The 18,397-nt window shown below is 30.8% G+C and carries 12 protein-coding genes and 2 pseudogenes; 2 read left to right on the forward strand and 12 right to left on the reverse strand.

Going from position 1 to position 18,397, the window contains the following annotated elements:
- Position 1: 1 nt before the first annotated feature.
- The 3 genes from U9K52_RS04395 to U9K52_RS04405 form a co-directional block, all read right to left on the reverse strand.
- A complete protein-coding gene (locus tag U9K52_RS04395) occupies positions 2-457 on the reverse strand; it encodes an Hsp20/alpha crystallin family protein (RefSeq protein WP_072884239.1) in 456 nt (151 codons plus the stop codon).
- A 145-nt stretch (positions 458-602) separates the two neighbouring features.
- Entirely contained in the window at positions 603-1,766 is a 1,164-nt protein-coding gene (locus tag U9K52_RS04400; protein ID WP_322925549.1) for an NAD(P)/FAD-dependent oxidoreductase, read from the reverse strand.
- 22 nt (positions 1,767-1,788) lie between these two features.
- Positions 1,789-2,541 (reverse strand): AraC family transcriptional regulator, encoded by a 753-nt coding sequence (locus tag U9K52_RS04405; protein WP_322925550.1) that lies wholly within the window; start codon positions 2,539-2,541, stop codon positions 1,789-1,791.
- A 216-nt stretch (positions 2,542-2,757) separates the two neighbouring features.
- Between U9K52_RS04405 and U9K52_RS21255 the strand changes: the two are divergent.
- Both U9K52_RS21255 and U9K52_RS04410 read left to right on the forward strand, forming a co-directional pair.
- Positions 2,758-3,006: pseudogene (locus U9K52_RS21255) on the forward strand (peptidase domain-containing ABC transporter); the annotation flags it as partial.
- 119 nt (positions 3,007-3,125) lie between these two features.
- Entirely contained in the window at positions 3,126-3,305 is a 180-nt protein-coding gene (locus U9K52_RS04410) for a bacteriocin-like protein (RefSeq protein WP_263602587.1), read from the forward strand.
- Between the two features lie 990 nt (positions 3,306-4,295).
- Here U9K52_RS04410 and U9K52_RS04415 read toward each other — a convergent pair.
- The 9 genes and pseudogenes from U9K52_RS04415 to U9K52_RS21260 form a co-directional block, all read right to left on the reverse strand.
- The gene (locus U9K52_RS04415; protein WP_322925551.1) at positions 4,296-4,526 is read right to left on the reverse strand and encodes a hypothetical protein; all 231 of its coding nucleotides are present in this window, start codon (positions 4,524-4,526) and stop codon (positions 4,296-4,298) included.
- 16 nt (positions 4,527-4,542) lie between these two features.
- Positions 4,543-4,773 carry a hypothetical protein gene (locus U9K52_RS04420; protein WP_322925552.1) on the reverse strand — a complete coding sequence of 77 codons (231 nt, stop codon included), beginning with the start codon at positions 4,771-4,773 and terminating at the stop codon, positions 4,543-4,545.
- Positions 4,760-9,919 (reverse strand): S1 family peptidase, encoded by a 5,160-nt coding sequence (locus U9K52_RS04425; protein ID WP_322925553.1) that lies wholly within the window; start codon positions 9,917-9,919, stop codon positions 4,760-4,762. Before U9K52_RS04425 ends, U9K52_RS04420 begins: the two co-directional genes overlap by 14 nt.
- Positions 9,920-9,923: 4 nt before the next feature.
- Positions 9,924-11,105, reverse strand: a complete 1,182-nt coding sequence (locus tag U9K52_RS04430; protein WP_322925554.1) for an MBL fold metallo-hydrolase — start codon at positions 11,103-11,105, stop codon at positions 9,924-9,926.
- Positions 11,106-11,113: 8 nt separating this feature from the next.
- Positions 11,114-13,448: pseudogene (locus U9K52_RS04435) on the reverse strand (restriction endonuclease).
- Between the two features lie 5 nt (positions 13,449-13,453).
- Positions 13,454-15,763 (reverse strand): AAA family ATPase, encoded by a 2,310-nt coding sequence (locus tag U9K52_RS04445; protein WP_322925557.1) that lies wholly within the window; start codon positions 15,761-15,763, stop codon positions 13,454-13,456.
- Positions 15,753-16,448, reverse strand: coding sequence for an ABC-three component system middle component 1 (locus U9K52_RS04450; RefSeq protein WP_322925558.1), 696 nt, complete (start codon positions 16,446-16,448; stop codon positions 15,753-15,755). The genes U9K52_RS04445 and U9K52_RS04450 overlap by 11 nt, the downstream gene beginning before the upstream one ends.
- Positions 16,432-17,757, reverse strand: coding sequence for an ABC-three component system protein (locus U9K52_RS04455; RefSeq protein ID WP_322925559.1), 1,326 nt, complete (start codon positions 17,755-17,757; stop codon positions 16,432-16,434). Before U9K52_RS04455 ends, U9K52_RS04450 begins: the two co-directional genes overlap by 17 nt.
- 174 nt (positions 17,758-17,931) lie before the next feature.
- A complete protein-coding gene (locus U9K52_RS21260) occupies positions 17,932-18,165 on the reverse strand; it encodes a helix-turn-helix transcriptional regulator (protein ID WP_323673780.1) in 234 nt (77 codons plus the stop codon).
- Positions 18,166-18,397 lie beyond the last annotated feature (232 nt).

Consider the following 18,397-nt stretch of genomic DNA (forward strand, 5'->3'; position numbering starts at 1 on the left):
ATTATTGAACCTCTATAAGGCGAGGCGCCTGTTTTTTGGCTTTTTCCGATTTCGGAATGGTAAGTTTCAGAACACCGTTTTCGTATTTTGCTTCAATGTGTTCTTCATCAACCACATTTTCAGCCAGTTCAATACTTCTTCGGAATGACTGATAGCTGAACTCTCTTCGGATATAGTTCTCATCTTTTTCTTCTTTCTGATTTTTTCGTGAAGAAGAAATCGTGAGTACATTTCCTTCCAGCGTAATTTCAAAATCCTGTTTCTCCATTCCCGGAGCAGCCACTTCCACTTCAAAATTTTCGGTATTTTCACGAATGTTCACCGAAGGAAGTGTAGTCAGTGTTGACGAAAAATTGTTGTTGCCCCAGTTAAAAAGTTCGCGGCTAAAAAAGTCATCGAACAGTGTACGTGGATTTGCAGGGAGCAAACTGCCATTGTTTCTCTTAACGATTGACATAATTTACGAGTTTTTAAAGGTTAAACAATATACTTAATGATCGTAACCTATTCATTACAAACAATATACCATCGAAAAATTCTGAAATTTTGTCATTTTTAAACTGAAAAATTGACAGTCAGTATGAAAAAATTTCACCCTGAAATCACTTAAAGCTGCCAAAGAAGTCCAGCATTGATTGTAAAGCTGTTTCAGAATGCATGATTTCTCCATTTTTAACAGATTCTTCTGCAGCTGAAGAAGCCCTTTTTCTCATTTCCGATTCATAGCCGGCAATAGCTTCCTTTATTGTCGAATAGTTTTCAGATGTTAAACATTCACTCAGGTGCAACGCATCTTTCATCGCCATATTCGCTCCTTCTCCCGCAAATGGAGGCATAACATGCGCCGCATCGCCAATAATGGTGACATTTTCTAAAGATTTCCAGTACTGATCAAACGGCATACAGTAAATAGGACGAGGAATAAACGGTATTTCCGCACTTTCAAACAATTCAAGCCAGATGCTGTTCCATTCTGGATACATCTTTTTATACCATTGGATAATTTCAGACTTATCGGAATAGTTCAATCCGCTTGTGGATGCCCAGTCTTCATCGGCTTTAAAACCGGCATAAAAACCGATTGCCCCTTTTTCTTTCTGTCCCATCAGGAGGTTTTTTTGATTTCCGAAAGCCATAATTTTTCCGGCTCTCAAAATTGTATTAATTTCAGGAGCATTCACATCAGCATCCGGAATATTTCCCTCCAACATTACAATTCCCGTATAAAAAGGCTTGATTTCCGTTATATAAGGACGAATTTTTGAATTTGCCCCGTCACATCCGATCACGATATCTGCATATACTGCAGGCTGATTTTTAAAATGCAACATCCAGCCTTCATTTTCTTTCTCCATCGACAGAAAATGACTGTTCCACACTATTGTATTTTCATTTAAAGAATTCAGCAGAATTTTTCTTAAAGTCCCGCGGTCAATTTCCGGCCGGAAGTGTTCTTCTTCGAAATTTTCATCAGATTTAGCATCATGATCGCTGAACCAAACCTTTCCATCTTCATCCATGATCTTAGTTTTATCTGCACCGGTCATAAAGTTTTCTTTAAATACTTCCAGCAAACCTGCAGCATGGATAGCAGCCAGTCCTGAATTCTGATGCATATCAAGTAGGGAACCCTGAACACGGGAATTTTTATCAAAATCCCTTTCGTATACTTTTACCTGTACTCCTTTCATCTGTAAAAGTCTTGCCAGAGTCAGTCCTCCGGGGCCGCCGCCGATAATGGCAACGGATTTGTTTTTTATCAGCATAGTTTTAAATTATGCTGCAAAGTTATTTCTTAGGAAAAACTAAAAATTGTAAAAATCGGTCATTATCATTTTTAAAAAGTTCTTTTGGCGAAACACCAGAAAGTTTTTTAACGTCTTTTATAAAATGTGACTGATCCGAAAAATTAAGCTGGGGAAAAAGAATCCCGTCTTTGATGTATTCCAATGACTTTTGAAAACGAAGTATTTTGCAGTACATTTTTAAGGTAACGCCCAAATATTTTGTGAAATACCGGTTAATCTGCCTTTCACTCCAGTGTATGGTTTGTGATAATTCTTTAATGCTGATCTCACCGTTCGCCTCAAAAATCAGCCGGAATAAATTTCGTTTTCGTTCATCAATTGAATTACTGAGATGTTTTTTTATTGCATGGGAGGCTTTGTCACAAAAATTTTCAAAATTATTAAGATCCTCTTCCCTAAACCCCCAGAAATTTTCAGGCAGTTCTTTTCCGTTGTTGATAAGTTCAGCAATCGATTCATTGAGAATATATTCCAGCGCCAACGGATTAAAACTGATGGAAAAAAACATGGCAATATTCTGCTGCGGCATTGTTTTAGGTTTTGTCTCAAGGCCCATCAATACTGTGAAAAACCGTCCGTCTGTTGTCCGGCACAGGAGAAGATCAATTCTGCCGTTAGGAATGATGATCCCTTCTTTGCACTCAGAAATATTGCTTAATGAAGAAAATCCATATACAAAATCAGCAAGCTTTTCGGCTGGCTTTTTAAAATGATATTGGAGTGGCAGATGCATTTTTAATTGAAAGAATAAATATAATGTGATATCGAAACATACAATAAATTTATTTATGATTATTCTTTAAAAGTAAGTAAAATCATCAAATAAAAATATGGTAATACAAGATCCACAATAAATTATAAAATCCAACTATTTTCTGATACAGTATTTAAAGAAGTTTTTATTAATGGTGGCTTGTGTACTATCCGGTGTACAAAAGCGGTACATGATCCGGAATACATTTTCTTTGACGAAGCCACCTCAGCTTTAGACGCCAATATGAAAAAGTAATTATAGAAACCCTGGAACAGTTTTTTAAAGGTAAACCGCTATTGTAATTGCTCACAGATTATCAACCGTAAAACATGCCGATAAAATTATTGTTTTAGATAAAGAAAAAATCGTGGAAGAAGGAATGATGCAGAATTGGTAGCTTTAAAAGGAGAATATTATAGACTCGTTAAAAATCAACTGGATTAGGCAATTAAATGTAAAATAATTCATCAATGTCAGAATTACTTTTTATATTTGAATCTAATTAAAAGCGTTATCCGAAAAGCTACAAGAGAGTAGGAAAAAACCAAAAAAAAATAATTTTCATGAAAAATTTAAAAAAACTATCAAGAGAGAATTTAAGGACAATTAAAGGAGGAGCTATGTGTCTTGGTTGTGGGTGTGCTACCAATGGTGCTAAAAGTTTATGGAATGGTGCTTGTGTAGTATGTGAAAATAATATTGTTGTATTATGCCCAATTGAGCCATGCGAGCTCTGCGGGTAGTAAAACAATTATTTAGGGTAAGTGGGTAATCAAAAAAGATTACCCTCTTAATAAAATTAAAGTGAGTTTTGGATAATTTTATCAGGATGTTTTAAAGCTTAAAAAACTCATAGATTCTGTCGCTTCAGATCAGCTGCTTTCTTTTCCTGTTAAAGAAGCTTCTCATTTTAAACGGAGTGAACTTCAGGGTGATTACAATAGTTTTGCAAAGCTTTTCAGGATGCGAGTTTGTTTACACGTTTGCAACCTTATGCTCCTGAAAATATTACTACCAATCTGAGCATATCAGAATCCAGAAGCAGGATTGCTACTTAAAGCAACAAAAAAACTTGAATTTGCAAAGGCAGAACTTTCTCGAAAAAGCATCAGCGGTCGCAGGAATATTTAATAAGGTGTGGAATTATTGAAGGAAAAGTAAAGAACATCTCACTCATTCCTGATGATAAATACTTACAACATGTTACGTGGTTTTAAAAGACCAAATTACAAATATTTCGTACAGAAGGAACACCTCTTCATCAATATGCAATTCTGAAATCATTACCATTACGATTCGCTTCATCAGAATATACGCACCACCGAAGTGTGAAAATTTTATAATTACCTGATAATCAAATAAAATAAAGAGAAATAAATCACAGAAAAGCTAAATTATTTCCCGATACAGTATCTAAAGAAGTCTTTATTGATGGTGGTTTACACAATACGAGGTGTACAAAAGTGGTACACAATTAAGATGCTGCAACATCTTTTTTTTCTACTTTTCCGCACGAATCTCGTCACATTAAATTACTATAAACCAATATTTTATGTTTTTTCTAGATAAATTAAAAAAAACAATTGTACTACTTCCGTACACCTCCAATCCTATAAATTACTTTAAATCAGGTAAATAACATTTCCCGAAGCGACTGTGACAATTGATACATCTCGCCTGTACACCTCAATTTTCATCTATTTCTAGGACGAAGTAATTTACAATTCTAACAATCATTTCTTCAGCCATTTTTGCATATTTCCCTGAAGCCTCATACCTTCATTAATAGTAGAAACATCGACTCTTACATTAGGTGTATACTTTACTCTAATAATATGCCGAACAGTTGCCCATTGTGCATTAGCTACTACATCCGAATCACCAGAGTTTATTCTCTTATTATAATCTTCTAGAGCAAGGTAAAAATTATGCTCCATTTCAAATCTTGTTTTGGGTGGTATCATATCTGTAAATTTACAATTAGTGTCTTGGAAAATTAGATGACATCGCTAAAGTTCGTACCATTTCCGTAATTGTATTAAGATCAAATCTTTTATTGGGAGAACTTCGAACCTTTAATAGGTCATCAGTACTTCTTTCTGTTCCTCTCGCAAAAGTCATTTTTCCTGACTTTACAGCTTCAACTAGAATATTTAATTCTCTTTCAAAATCCTGTCGGGAATCTCTGTTCTCTTTTCTACTGTTGAACATAATTAATAATATTAAAAATTTCATCTATATTATCACGGCTTACTCTGCTATGTATCGCCACATTTAAGGCGTGACGTAAGTATTCGTTATATCTTCCGACAATTAGATCTTCCGGAAAACTTCTCCACAAATATCGATCTGACCTCTTTACTTCTTCTTTTGTTAAAGGAAAACAATACTGATCAATAAGTTCATCGAGCTCAATGCAAAATTGCTCATTCAAAAATAGACGCAAGTTGAGTTCATCTAAAACATCATAAATATAAGTCAAGTGAGAATCATCACTAAAATACACTTCACCTGCTAAAACGAGAGTATTAGGTATGCTGTACTCTATAAAATCATATAAATCTGTGAAACCAATTCTGTTAAGTTCAATTGAGATATCTCTTAAATTCTTTTTAATCGTTAAATGCTTTATATTTCCGATTTCTCGCAAAATGTCTACATTTTGTGATAAGAAATCCCGAATAATTACAGGTGAATCTTTGGAAACGTTTTTCAGAATATAACTTGACAATTCAGTAGACGGCGTAGGTATATTGGAAAGACAGGACTCGAACAGACACCTTACTGTAAAATCAGTAAGTTTACATAGACCTTGCAGGACTTCCATTGCATTATCTCTAACTTCACTATTAGGAAGATTTAGATGCCAAATAATAAAGTCTGCTATTTGGTCATCAGCACTTTTAAATTCCGTATGTTCATTGATCCATTTATATTTTTCCTGCACATCTATAGTCGGCCTTACGATATAGTTAAAATGATCTGAAACAATTTGATACAATTCGATAACCTGCTCATCCCTAAGTCTTCCCTGTAAAAAGACCATTAATTCCTTACAAACATTCCAGTATTCGTCGTCGAAATTTAAAATATTTGCTCTAAGATTTTCTAGGATAGATTCCTGGTTTTCAAAAAGCTTTATAATATTTTTTTTTGCTAAATCTGTGCTGGAAGACCAGTTATTGAACCAAATGCTTCTTTTATCGTTTTCAAAAATATTAAGACCCTCCCTAATTTTTTCAACTTTATTATATGAATTATCACCTTCCAAAGACTCATTGAATACATCATAGACATTCTTCTCTTTTATCGAAGAATCTTGAGCCAAAGCTTCCGGATCATAGTCAGCTGCCCATCTTATATTATGATGTATTAATAGAGCCCTCAACTTAAGAATTATGGTGGACGATAAATGTTTCCCCAGAGAACCAAGGATCTCTCGTTTGCAATCACCATCCATTTCGTCCCTTCCAATTAGTTGTGCTACAGATTCGCACACTTCATCGAGATTTCCATCCTGTAAAATTTCTACTCGGTTTAAAGCTTTTGCGATTTGTTCACCATAATAAGAGATATATCTGGATGTATCATCATTAATCGCAAAAATTTTACAAAGTCCAAGTATCAAATACGGATTGCAGTTAACTGTTTTTGAAATTAGTAAAACGCCGCGGGCCTCATTGATATTTCTTGCGCCCAAACAGTAGCCATCACCTAAACGGGGTGCATCAAAATCTGATGATTCAGCGTTATAATTTAAAATAGCCGGCAGAGGTAAGACTTCGAACTTATAGTAATTCAAACCTTTCTGTAAATGTTGATTCAGTATTAGGGAGCTTATAAATTCTTCCTTATTATTTCTGACATACCTTTGGAAAGTCATTTCTCCTGAAGCTTGATCTAAGATAGAGGCATACATGGTTAGAACATTTTCAGGAGCTGATTTATAATTATCTAAAACAGTATTAATAAGCATCAATTGAGATTCCTTATACCACGTTGGTCCCATCGATGTATCAAGCATTTCTTGGAATACCTTTTCAGATTCATCTTGTAAACGAAGTAAACTGTAAATTTCAGTAATCTTTAGAAGGTCGGCTGTTCTCTCCCATCTGTTTTGAACACCATTAAGCACATGCTTTTTCCAAATCTCCACAAAAGGCATAACAAGATTATCTTCGACTTTTAACAATAATAAAGCGCGTATTATTTTACATAAAGATTCTCTAAACCCCTCAGAGTATAATCCTAATTGGTAATTGGTATTGTCCTCTAAGCTTTTCAAAAATATAGTTAGATTTTCGGGATCAAATTCATATACTAAAGGAATTAACTTTTTAAAAACTTCGGGCATCAATTTTTCAGGTAATTGATAAGCTCTATCCCAATAGCTTCTACGATCGAAATTAAAATTAAAAGTGTTGATTATTTTTCTAAGAGTCAATTTTAGGTAACTTTCCTTTGAGGATAACAGTTCAGCAGATTTAAAGAGGTAAGCCTGCCCTTCGAAATAACAAATTTCTGATATGAGATCGACCAGATCCTGCTCCCAGGATTGATGATTCCATTGCTTTTGTTTAATGCTAAAATTCTCTGAATCATCTTTAAATCCTAAAGAGTTATTGTGCAGACATAGATTAGCGAAATTTACCATATTGACATCAACGCCGTTCTCAAATCGTAGATTGAAATCTTTAGTTTCTAAAAAATAATCATCAATTACACTTTGTAAAAGCTCAGGTTTAGTGGTAACTTTCAAAAGAGCTAAAATTAAAATCCTCTTTGTCTGATCAACTTTAACGTATCCATAATTTTCTATCAAAAATTCCGTACTAGCAGCCAATTTTTTTTGATTATCATCAGTATTGAAATCCGCTAAATTATATCCATCTAATTCATCATTATAGATTAATAGAGATGTTGCAAAAATTCCTGCCCAACTATCATCAACCGTAATAACACCATCATCAATTACTGCATTAATATTCAGAGAAGCATCGTAGTACCTTAACAAATATGCGTTGTTCCAGGCACTTGAATGATCTATTACATATTTGAGAAGTGGTGAATCATTAAAGCCTATTTTTGTTATTCCTGAAGTTGGATTAATTCTAAATAAATTTAAATATTCCCAGACCTCATTTTGTCCATTGTCAAAATCTTTTCCACTGCCTAATATGATTGTTCTGGCTTTTGAAATAAATAATGACGCTGGAACTCCCTCTTTACTATTCATTCCGGTATGAAGCTCTTTTCGGTATTCTCTTTCAATTGCACTTTCTAAAATACCAGCTTCATCAAGTGCATCATTTTCATAAAAATGCTGTAGGAATAATGTAGCGTCATTAATATTAACAAGCAATATATTTCGCCTTACCAAGTATTTTAAAGCATGAGTATATTTTTCCTGAGCAATCAGTGCCAGAGCCATCTCGAAAGCATATTCTACCCAAACGCTGTTGTATCTGAAATCAATTCTCTGCAGCAATAGTAGTAGCCTAATCAACTGTGTCGTCTGTTTAAGCTGGATAGATACTTCCAGAACTCTCTTTATATCATCAACAATAAGATCAGGCTCAACATGATGAGTTGCTAATTTATCTGCCCATATCTGATTGCAATTTACAATGGCCTTATCAGGATTACTTGAAAAGGTATTATGATAAATTAAATTAGTGATTGAATAGATTGTATCAGGAAAGCTTTCACAGAATTGTACAATAATATCATGACATTCTGTAGCTAGAAGTGGTAACTTTTTTAAAATATAGTCCTTAAATGAATTATGATATAATTCCAATCTGCCATTTTTAATAAGATGAGAAATCTTAGCAATAACCGAATAATAATGTCTCCTAATATCTTCAGGAAGAATTTTAACAAAATCTTCTTCATCTACAGCTTGTCTCAATTGTGATAGTATCAAACATATCCACAACTTGTTGCTATCCTCATAAATACCTTCCCAAATTACATTATAATAATTTTCAATATCTCCACTAATAGAAGGGATGTTTTCTACCCAATCCCTAAGCTCTTCCTCATCTTCTGAAATTTCAGACCTTAATATATAATTTATTAAGTAATTTAAATACAGAGGATGACCTTCCGATTTAATAGCAATTTTTTGAATACTTTCAAAATCCACTTTTCCCTGAAATTTACTTTCACAATAAAATTCGCAGAGGCTTATTTCCAGCGGAGTTACAACAATGGTTTGATCTTCATTAATTAAATTTCTAATATTGATGGGTAAAATATTTTTAGAAGTGCAGGAAAGCACGCATCTTAAATTCTTAGGTAGGACGATTGGAATAATTTCTAAAAATTCTTTAAGATTTTCGATCTCGTCAAGCCCGTCAATAAAAAATAATCCTAATTTATCTTCCCTTTCCAAATATTCACCCAAATCCTCAAAATTAGAAGATAATGATTCCATCCTTTTATCAATTGACTCTCCGCTTTTTGGTGGTAACTCACCCGTCAATTCAATCGAAATAGATTCTTCCACCCAATTAAGAAAGTTTTCTCTTGATATTCTTAAACTTTTAGGCTTAGAATCATTTGGGATTTTTGTAAAATATTTTCCTAGAATTAGACAATTTTCATCAGGAGTGTAAGATGCTATATTTGTAGTTTTACCTGTTCCCGGATTCCCTTCTAATAGAATCCAGTTATTATCGTTTTTAATAACACGATCTAACCTGTCAACAACCTGGTCATTGGCGACCATATTTTCTATGTCTTTTTTAAGCTGAGTAGGAATTTCATTTAGTACTTCCTCCCTTAGTATCTTAATTTGAAATTTCGAGAGCAGATCAGAAATTTTATTAATAGAAACCGCGCCAATTTTATTATCAAGCTGTTTTAGACTTATACCAATCACTCTTCCGGAAGACATGATGGGAGCACCAGAAAGACCACTATAATCATAATCAGATTCAATATTGGAGCAGTTTAAAGTAAAATCATATTTTTCACCTTTAATCAACTGATTAATGGTTCCGAAAATTCTTAAACCCTGATTATCCCCTTTGTAAGGAAAACCAAATGAATTCCAATTGTTATTGATCTGAATAGAGGTTTCAGTCAGAGGCAGATAAAAGGAATTTTTATTAGCAACTTGAAGAAGACAAATATCATTTTCCATATCAGTATGCAAAATAGAAGCATTATAAACTTCTCCATCAGTTGTACGAAAAAAAATAGAATCTTCATCAATTTCTGAATCTAAGAAAATATGATATGCAGTCATTATCGTATCAATAGTGATAAAAAAACCTGTTCCATATTCTTTTTTATAGATTATTTGCACAACCGAAGATTCGACAAGTGCCGGGCTAACAATTCTATTCATAGATTTAAAATGTAATTGAGATTGGTTTTTTAGTTTTATTTTGTATTATTCTGTAATTATATTTTTTTTGCAGGTCTTCATTTAAAAATCCTTCCAGTACATCTAACTCATAATTGAAATATAATTTCCTGGTAAAAGTTGTTTTCCTACTTATAATCCTTGCAATAGTTTCCAAATCCGGATGATTATGCGATAAACCGTTTGTACTGATTATATAATTTTCTGAATCTATAAAATTCAGCAATTCTGGACTTGTATTGTTTTTACAACCATGGTGTGAAATTTTGATAAGATCAAATTTAATGGGAAATTCCTCGGCCTTGTAATGTTTCTGAAGATTTTCAAGGATGAGGGATGGATGGCTGTCTGCTAAAAATAAAAATTTTAAATCTGCATATTCCAAAACGAAAGCGATAGAGCTACCATTTGTCGGCGAATCATCTTCCGAAAAGGGATCTTTCAACAAATTCTCTATACTTATTTCTGTTGATGCATTGATATTCTTTTTCTTAAGTCTTTTTTTACCTTTCTCCTGTGAAAGAATATACTCAAAAATATCTTCGTTGAAGTTTGTTAATTCTTCGTCAGAAGAATAGCCTTTAGTAAATAATTCTCTTTTCCAGTACTTCTTTAAATCGAGAAGCTTTTCATTATTGGGAGACAAGATTCTAAAAGTTAAATCATCGTCATAAATCACATTGCTGGTATCAAAAGATATATGGTTATTTCTTAAAAAGCTATCTCTACTTTCAAAACTGTTTTTTCTCAAAAGAGAAGCCAATGTTGAGCCTTGTACAGCTGAAATATCGCTATCTATAATTCCGTCTTTCTCATCTTTTAATTCATAATTAATCATCATTGAATGTGCCGGTTTTCCTGGGAAGGTTATTCCATCCTCAATAGATTTCAGATGTTTGTAGGAATTATGCCAAATATTTTCAATTTCTATAATTGAATTGTTATTATTCTCTTCTATTAATTTGATAATCCCCGAGATATGATCGTTGTCTACATGAGTAACAATTAAGTGATTGATTTTTTTTTTAAGCAAATTCAGTTCTCGTAAGATTGGCTTTAAAAATTCTTTATAGGTGTTAACATAACCACCATCAATTAAAATATTATCTTGATCAGTTTCTAAAAGAAAACTATCACCGTTATTAGCAGGAAAAATTGTAATTTTCATAAATTTATCTAAAATGGAACCATTGACCAATCTTCTTCACTATCGTTAGTAATGGAATTAAATAGTCTATTAATATCCAATACTTCATTTTTTAAGTTATCTTCAAAACCTTGAATCTTTGTGTCGCTAACGTTATTTTTCTGTTTATTACCATCAACTTGGGATAAAGTATCAAATTCATACTCTTCAATAACTTCTGAAACGTCCAAACCAATGTCAGCATTAATCTTCGCGGCCTCTTTCTTCCTTTCACTTATGATATCCTCTAACTCTTCAATGTCTTCAGTTTGATCAATTCCAAAGGCATCTGTCATATATTTATCACTTACTTCCTCCCAAGATTTATTAATATTATTCTGAATATTGTAGTAAAGATCAGTGTTGTTTTCTTTAGCCTCTTTGATCACGTCAAACAACACTTTATTCTCCTTCATGAGATTAGAAAAAGATTTTATTAGGTAGTGAGAAGGAATATTTTTTGAAAGAATTTCAAGTAAACCTGGGAGATTATTAATTAGTGAGATTAAGTTATTTTCAGCTACGTATTTTAAGATTTCGGCCAAATTATCTCTATCATCCCAACTTAAATAACCTATATCTAAATCATTTATTCGTTCTAGTAATTCAACTTCAATTTCATTTTTGTTGAATAAACGAATAAGAGTAGTTATAATATTTAAATGAGAATCACCATTAAACCCCTTTAGAAATTTTTTCTTTTCTACAAAAATCTCATACAATTTCTTTCTACTATTTTTTTTAGAAAAGTTTATTCTTTTTTCACCTTTAACTATTGTAGTTCCGATTCTATATTTAAATTGTTCAAAAAATAATGATGAATGAAGTAGTTGTAAATACTCTTCATGTGAAGTTTGAAAATATTCATAGATAAAGTCTTCTATTGAAGGATTAAAAAAACTATATCTGACAGTATTTTTATCGATCGTTCTAATGATAAAACCACCAACTAATTCGCTTAATGCAGAATTATATTCATTTCCCTTTCTTTGATAATTGTTATTCTCGACCTCGTAGTTTATTCTACTATTGAATGCTTCTTTTAATCTTTCATCAGTAATGTAATAAATACCACCTCCTAATGAAAACATAGTTAATAAAAGTAATCTAGAAATTTGAGTAATTTGAATAGTAAAAGGCTTTTCCCATATTTTTTTTGGATCATTTAATATTTCTAAAATTAACTTTTCTGAATATTCTGAATCAACTATATTATTTTTATTCGTAATTCCTTGAATTAATCTAGGATTATAATACTTATGTTTAATAACTTTCCAATGGAAATCATTTTGAAAATAAATTAACTTTTGCTCATCTTGTAAATCTGACAAATAAATATGATTATACAGAATTCTCGCTTTGTCCCAATCTGAGTAATTTTCAACTCTAACTTCATAATTTGAAATATCAATATTAGAATTTTGAATTTTATCAGAAATATTTTTTGCCTGATTTAAAACAGTTGTTCTACAAGTCAATATCAACCGCTTAAATTTATCACTTTTGATTCTTTCTATGAGATTTACAATAGCAGAATCTGCATTTCTAGAACTATATAAATCTAAGGTAATAGCTCCTAAGAAATCATCAATAAAATACTTGTTTTTTTCCATGCAAAAATGCATCCTCTGCTTCTGTTATTTCTCTTACATATATTAATTCAAAACCCTCTGCCAATAATTGGTAAGTCAGCATATTAGCTAAAGTTGATTTACCAATTCCAGGAGCGCCGGTTATTAATATAAAATGATTAGTATTTAAAATATCAACAGCATTATTATGAGTCTTGTTTGGTACATACAACGTAATTTCTTTTACTATTTTTTCCTTGTAAAATTCTGATCTCCCTTTAACTCCATTTTTGAGGATTTTTTTAATTATATCAACAGATGATAACCAAAGTTTAAAATGTCTTTCTAAAACTTCAGGATAATCTCCAAGCCATTTATTTAAGTCTTCTTTTCCGATTATGTCAGATGTAGATTTTATAAAAGGTGTAAAAATATTTTTAATATCCTCTTTATCTTGCGGAGATAATGGTAATGACGTACAAAAAATATATCTTTTAGGTTCTAATGATACTACTTTATGAATTTCTTTATTCTTTAACTCTAATTTTAATTTAGAAATACCAGAACTTAAATAATGTTTAACTTGAACAACTATTTCGTTTTCATCATTTATAGTAGAATATCTCAAATCAATTCCTCTGTCGGGACCTGGTTTGAAAGATTGAAATTCGATATTTAGTTTCTTTGACAGCAAATCTCTGGTCAATTCCTCTAAATCTCTATCATTTAGGGTCGAAAAATCGTAATTAGCCATTATGATTAATTTTGATGCATTTTCAAATTAATTCTTTTTTGCGTCAACCCATAATTTTTGAATTTATATCTAATGAATGCTGAAGCCATATCTTCGTGAGTAGAAATCACTAACTGGTTTGAATAAAATTCATTTCTTAATAATTCGATAAACCCAACCAGATTGATCTCATCCATTGTTTGAACAGGGTCATCAATTAAGATAATTTTATTTTGGGAGTATTTTTTGTGTAGTGCTAAAGTAAAAGAAATTATTAAGGCAGAAAGCTGGCCAGAACTCATTGAAAAAACAGCATCAAAGGTTTTAGAGGGGTTAGTTTGAAATCGGATAACACTTCTATTCGAATAAATAAATAATCCAAGCCCACCTTGAAAATCCTGCATAATTCTTCCTGAGTATATATGGAATATTATTTCAATATCTTCTATAACTTTTGATTGGTAGTCATTTAAAGATTTTTTATAAATATTATTCAAATGCTTTAAATTATTTTCTAATTGTTTTGCGTTATCAAACTTACTTTCCTTGTTATTTAGCTCTTGTTTATTTCTTTCAAGAGTTTCGTTTTGTAGTATTGAATATTTGTACTTTAAATATTTTTCCTTTAGGAGAATATTTTCTATTTGTGAAGCTTTTAATAAATTAAGGTTATTATCAAAATATTGAGAAAACAGTTCCTTGAAGTATGTTTCAATATTTCCTAAATCTATTTCAAATTTTAGTGAAGACAATTCGGGAATAACAGTGTTATCAATATCAACCGAACTATCGCTCGCTGAAGTCTCATTCAAATATTCATTATAATTGAAACCTACACTTTCAAAATCTTTCTTAATGGCATAAAAAAAAGATTCTTCCATTGATAAGAATTGGTTTACAAAATTTATGTCAAAGTTATCATCTTGAATTTTTTGATTAAGGGTTTCTATAATAACTAAAATGACTTCTTCCTTGAACTTTGTCAATTCATCATTAAAGATTTTACTTTTCGCTGATGTTATTTCTTCTAAAGCTAAAGATTGAATTTCAATATTTTCTAACAACTCATTAATATTAGACCAATCATATCCACATAAAAAACAGGTTCCATCTAATTTTATTTTTTCTTCATCCTTTAATCTCTTTATGTTGCTTATTAGCTTATTTCTGGACTCCTCAATTTTAGAGTAAACATTTTCTAACTCATCTAATTCATTATAACTTTTCTCGAGAGACGAATATCCCTCTTCAAAATCAAATATCAAATCTTCTTCTAGAAAATCAAAATTTTCCAATTCAAAAACATTCTCTTTAAAATCCTCACGTGAAAATTCCTCTAAAAAAGCAATTGTTTCGTTTATGTTGTGGAATTCTTTTTTTTGATTTTGCAAAGATTCTTTATTTGGAAGAAAATAATAATACAATAAAAAATTTTCCGTTTTCTCTTTTTCTCTGATTAATTTATCAATTTTTTCATTTTGGATATACTTTTCAAACTGCTCTTTGTTTACAACTAATTTCTTTAACTTAGAAATAACACCTTCTTCATTAAATAAATTTTCATAAGTAAAGCCTTGGTAGTTGAATTCTTGTAAATCCCAAGGAATATCTTTATCTGTAAAGAGTTTTATATATTCGGTATTATCAAATTCATTTGCTAAAATAGTTTCAATTTTTTGTATTGATTCTTTTAATGTATCAATCTCATATTTTTTTTCAGAGTTACATAACTCACTGACTTTATTTTTTAGTTTATCTATTTTGAAAATTCTATTTTCAAATTCTTCGACGTTAAATAAATGAGATATATGTTGCTTTCTATGTTTATCCTGATTTTTTAGTAAAAACAAGCTATCCTCCTGTTCAATATAATTCAAGAACTGAAAGTTTTGTTTATAGTTATGCCCGAGAACTTGATTTAAATATTCTTCCTCATTTTCAATCAAGGCTCCTTCTTCTAACTCGAAATCAGTTTTTTCATAGAGTTTATATAAACTGAAATTCACAGAATTTGTCAGTTCTTCTCTTTTTGCTATTCTCTGTAAAATATATGTAGAATCTTCTTTTGAAAATTCTATAGTTATAGATATATCGCCATCTGCATAATCACACAAAAAAGGATGTTCAGAAAAACTTTCTCTACCATCAATCAATCTACTTTTTAAATCATCAAATCGTCGAATTTTTCCAGTAAAAAGTAGTTCTATTGCATCATAAATAGATGTTTTTCCAAAACCGTTTGGACCATCAAATACAATTAAATCTGAAGTTTCAAAGTCAATAATAGTATTTTGAAAAACTTTAAAGTTTTGTATTCTTATTTTCTTAATTTTCATCTGGACTCAATGTGTTTAATAGTAAATCATATATAGTATTTGATTCCATTTCATCAACGCTTTCCATATTTCTATGGAAAAAGTTTTGTTCAATAAATCTGTTTAGCTGTCCATAAGAACCAGATTCTATTTTTTGTGTATTATTATCTGTTAATGCTTCTAATCCATTCTTTTGGATAATATTTAGTTTTATAAACGGAATTTTATGAGCTAAGCGATAAAGAAGAGACTCATAATCATTATTATTGATACTCTCTTTATGGATTTTAAAAATAGCTTCATCTAAAATTTTATCTTCTATAAAATCCTTAATAGTATTCTCCTCTGCTTCGATTGCCCTAGTTAGATTTTCATGCTCAATTTCTCTGTATAAGATTACTTGTTTTTTGAATAAATATGGATTTTCTTCAATTTCCAACACCAAGCTTTGAATATTATCAAAATCTTCAACTTTATGTAAAATCAATAGACTTACGTTCTTATCAAACCATTCATTGTTAATTCTGTTTCTAGCTTGTTCAAAATAATTTGACTGGTTTTCGATAACATGATTTAGATTATCGGTTTCTATTATTAACCAATAGGTTCTTTTATTAATATCTTCGAAAACGTGTAGAGAACCTATTTCCAATTCACTATTGATAAACCCTAATTGAGAAAATAAGTTGTTAATTGTTGTTATCATTTAGTTTTTGTTTTGCTTGTTCTAATTCAATTAATGCAACATTTTTCCACTTCGTAATTTTATTATAATTAGGAGATGTTGAATTATTTAAAATATCTATATCTGATTGATTTATTCTGGTTGATTTATTAGCTTCTTCTTCAATAGAAGATACATTGCAGCCCTCAGTAATTATATAATCGCTATTAAAAGGTACTTCTACCAATGTTTCTAATGCGGTGTTAAGTATTTCAACAGATATGTTTTGTCTACTTCTGGGAGTATTTGAAACTATAATAGTTGAAGGGAAGTATTTTTTACTTTCGGTATCGATCCATCCAATTTTGTCAACTACTGTTTCATCAGGATTTCTAATTTCATGTAGTATATTTAAAAATGCTTTCTGAATTTCCTCTTTGATAATTGAGTTATCTTTGTACTGCTGCAAATTTGAATATTTAATCATCCTTTGTGGAGTTATTTTTTGTATAAATTCTTCAAAATTTATCTCATCTAAACTACTTAGATAAACAAAATATTTTGAAAGTTTTTCCCGCTCTTCAGAAGAAATTTCATCTTCAAACTCTAAACAGAATTCTTGATAATAATTGTTCAAATCATTTAATATTCTTTTAAAATAAAATTTCTTATCAAATAAAGAATCATGTTGATTAGCTTTTATCTTTTCAACAAAATTATTTAGTGGAATTGTAAAATAATATGCTCCCTCATTTATTGATAGTCCATCGCGAGTATGATTACATGCGTGAACTGCTAAAATCTGACCTGTAATAATTTCATCTAGTTCACCGCAGAGATTTAATATATAATTATCGTTATTTACAAATTCTTTTTTTTCAAATTTTGAAAGACATAATTTTATCTTTTCATTAATTAGATTTTGCAAATCTTTAATTTTGCAATAAGAACTTCCATTGTACTCATAGATTTTTAGATTTGAATGTATAGATTCTAAATCCGTTTTAGTTCTTTCATTTTCAGTTGCTAAATGAAAATACGCATCCTCTTCACAAGGATATTCCGATTTCCTTTTTTCTAATTTTTCAAAAGCTTCTTGATAAGAAGAATACAAATTACTTTTCATTGCTTTTACTTGATGGAGAGAAATCGGTACTATATTATCATTTTCATCATATCTGATAATTGCAAAATCTTCAAGTGAATCAAGTTGTAGATCTATTCCATCAACATGGTCTTTTTCGCTTATTAGTTTTAAAACATGGTAAAGAGCTACTTTACCTTGGTATATAAATCCACTCCAAGTATCAGCCGCAGAATGAATGTCGTTTGGATCTATTAATTGTCTCATATCTCTATTTCTTAATCGCATCTAAAAACCTTTAAATATAAGAATTAGGCAAAAGGAAAAAAAAGGAAATCCATAAATTAGATAACTTTTTAATTATCAATAAATTCCCGCTTTAGCCCAGTGCGTCTATAGCTCTGATAATTTTACAAAAAAACACCAACTAATGTCGGTGTTTTATTCATTTATAAGGTTAAAGAACTGCTCGAGGGTTATTTTTCTTGCTTTGCAAATTTTGTAAAGTGTTTCAACTGGAATTCTGTATGTATTATCGCTCTTAATTTTTCGTACAGTACTTTCTTCAATATCGTGACTTTTAGCAAACGAGTTCTGAGACTTATTTTCTTTAAGCCAAGGAATCAACCAATTTTTAGTTATATACGAACAGACTTTCTCGTTTATGTCAATCATATAACAAAAGAAATATTTTGCCAGTAAAATATTACGGTCGTTCGACCGTAATTAAATTATTTTTATTATATTTGGAATAAATTATTTATAAAAGTAATTTTGCGATAGTTCAAAGAAATATAGAAGCTATTGCTTAGATTCTCGACTGGAAAACTGGCACTTTTCAAAAAGCAACGAGAGGATAAGTAAATGTGCCCACGACTTCGGCGTGGGCTCACTTATCGTTGCTTGG

Source organism: Chryseobacterium sp. MHB01 (assembly GCF_034651565.1).
Taxonomy (GTDB): Bacteria; Bacteroidota; Bacteroidia; order Flavobacteriales; family Weeksellaceae; genus Chryseobacterium; species Chryseobacterium nepalense.

Bases quoted from the DNA above. Each gene is read 5' to 3' on its own strand.
- U9K52_RS04395 (WP_072884239.1), bottom strand. From the start codon at position 457: ATGTCAATCGTTAAGAGAAACAATGGCAGTTTGCTCCCTGCAAATCCA.
- U9K52_RS04400 (WP_322925549.1), bottom strand. From the start codon at position 1,766: ATGCTGATAAAAAACAAATCCGTTGCCATTATCGGCGGCGGCCCCGGA.
- U9K52_RS04405 (WP_322925550.1), bottom strand. From the start codon at position 2,541: ATGCATCTGCCACTCCAATATCATTTTAAAAAGCCAGCCGAAAAGCTT.
- U9K52_RS04410 (WP_263602587.1), top strand. From the start codon at position 3,126: ATGAAAAATTTAAAAAAACTATCAAGAGAGAATTTAAGGACAATTAAA.
- U9K52_RS04415 (WP_322925551.1), bottom strand. From the start codon at position 4,526: ATGATACCACCCAAAACAAGATTTGAAATGGAGCATAATTTTTACCTT.
- U9K52_RS04420 (WP_322925552.1), bottom strand. From the start codon at position 4,773: ATGTTCAACAGTAGAAAAGAGAACAGAGATTCCCGACAGGATTTTGAA.
- U9K52_RS04425 (WP_322925553.1), bottom strand. From the start codon at position 9,919: ATGAATAGAATTGTTAGCCCGGCACTTGTCGAATCTTCGGTTGTGCAA.
- U9K52_RS04430 (WP_322925554.1), bottom strand. From the start codon at position 11,105: ATGAAAATTACAATTTTTCCTGCTAATAACGGTGATAGTTTTCTTTTA.
- U9K52_RS04445 (WP_322925557.1), bottom strand. From the start codon at position 15,763: ATGAAAATTAAGAAAATAAGAATACAAAACTTTAAAGTTTTTCAAAAT.
- U9K52_RS04450 (WP_322925558.1), bottom strand. From the start codon at position 16,448: ATGATAACAACAATTAACAACTTATTTTCTCAATTAGGGTTTATCAAT.
- U9K52_RS04455 (WP_322925559.1), bottom strand. From the start codon at position 17,757: ATGAGACAATTAATAGATCCAAACGACATTCATTCTGCGGCTGATACT.
- U9K52_RS21260 (WP_323673780.1), bottom strand. From the start codon at position 18,165: ATGATTGACATAAACGAGAAAGTCTGTTCGTATATAACTAAAAATTGG.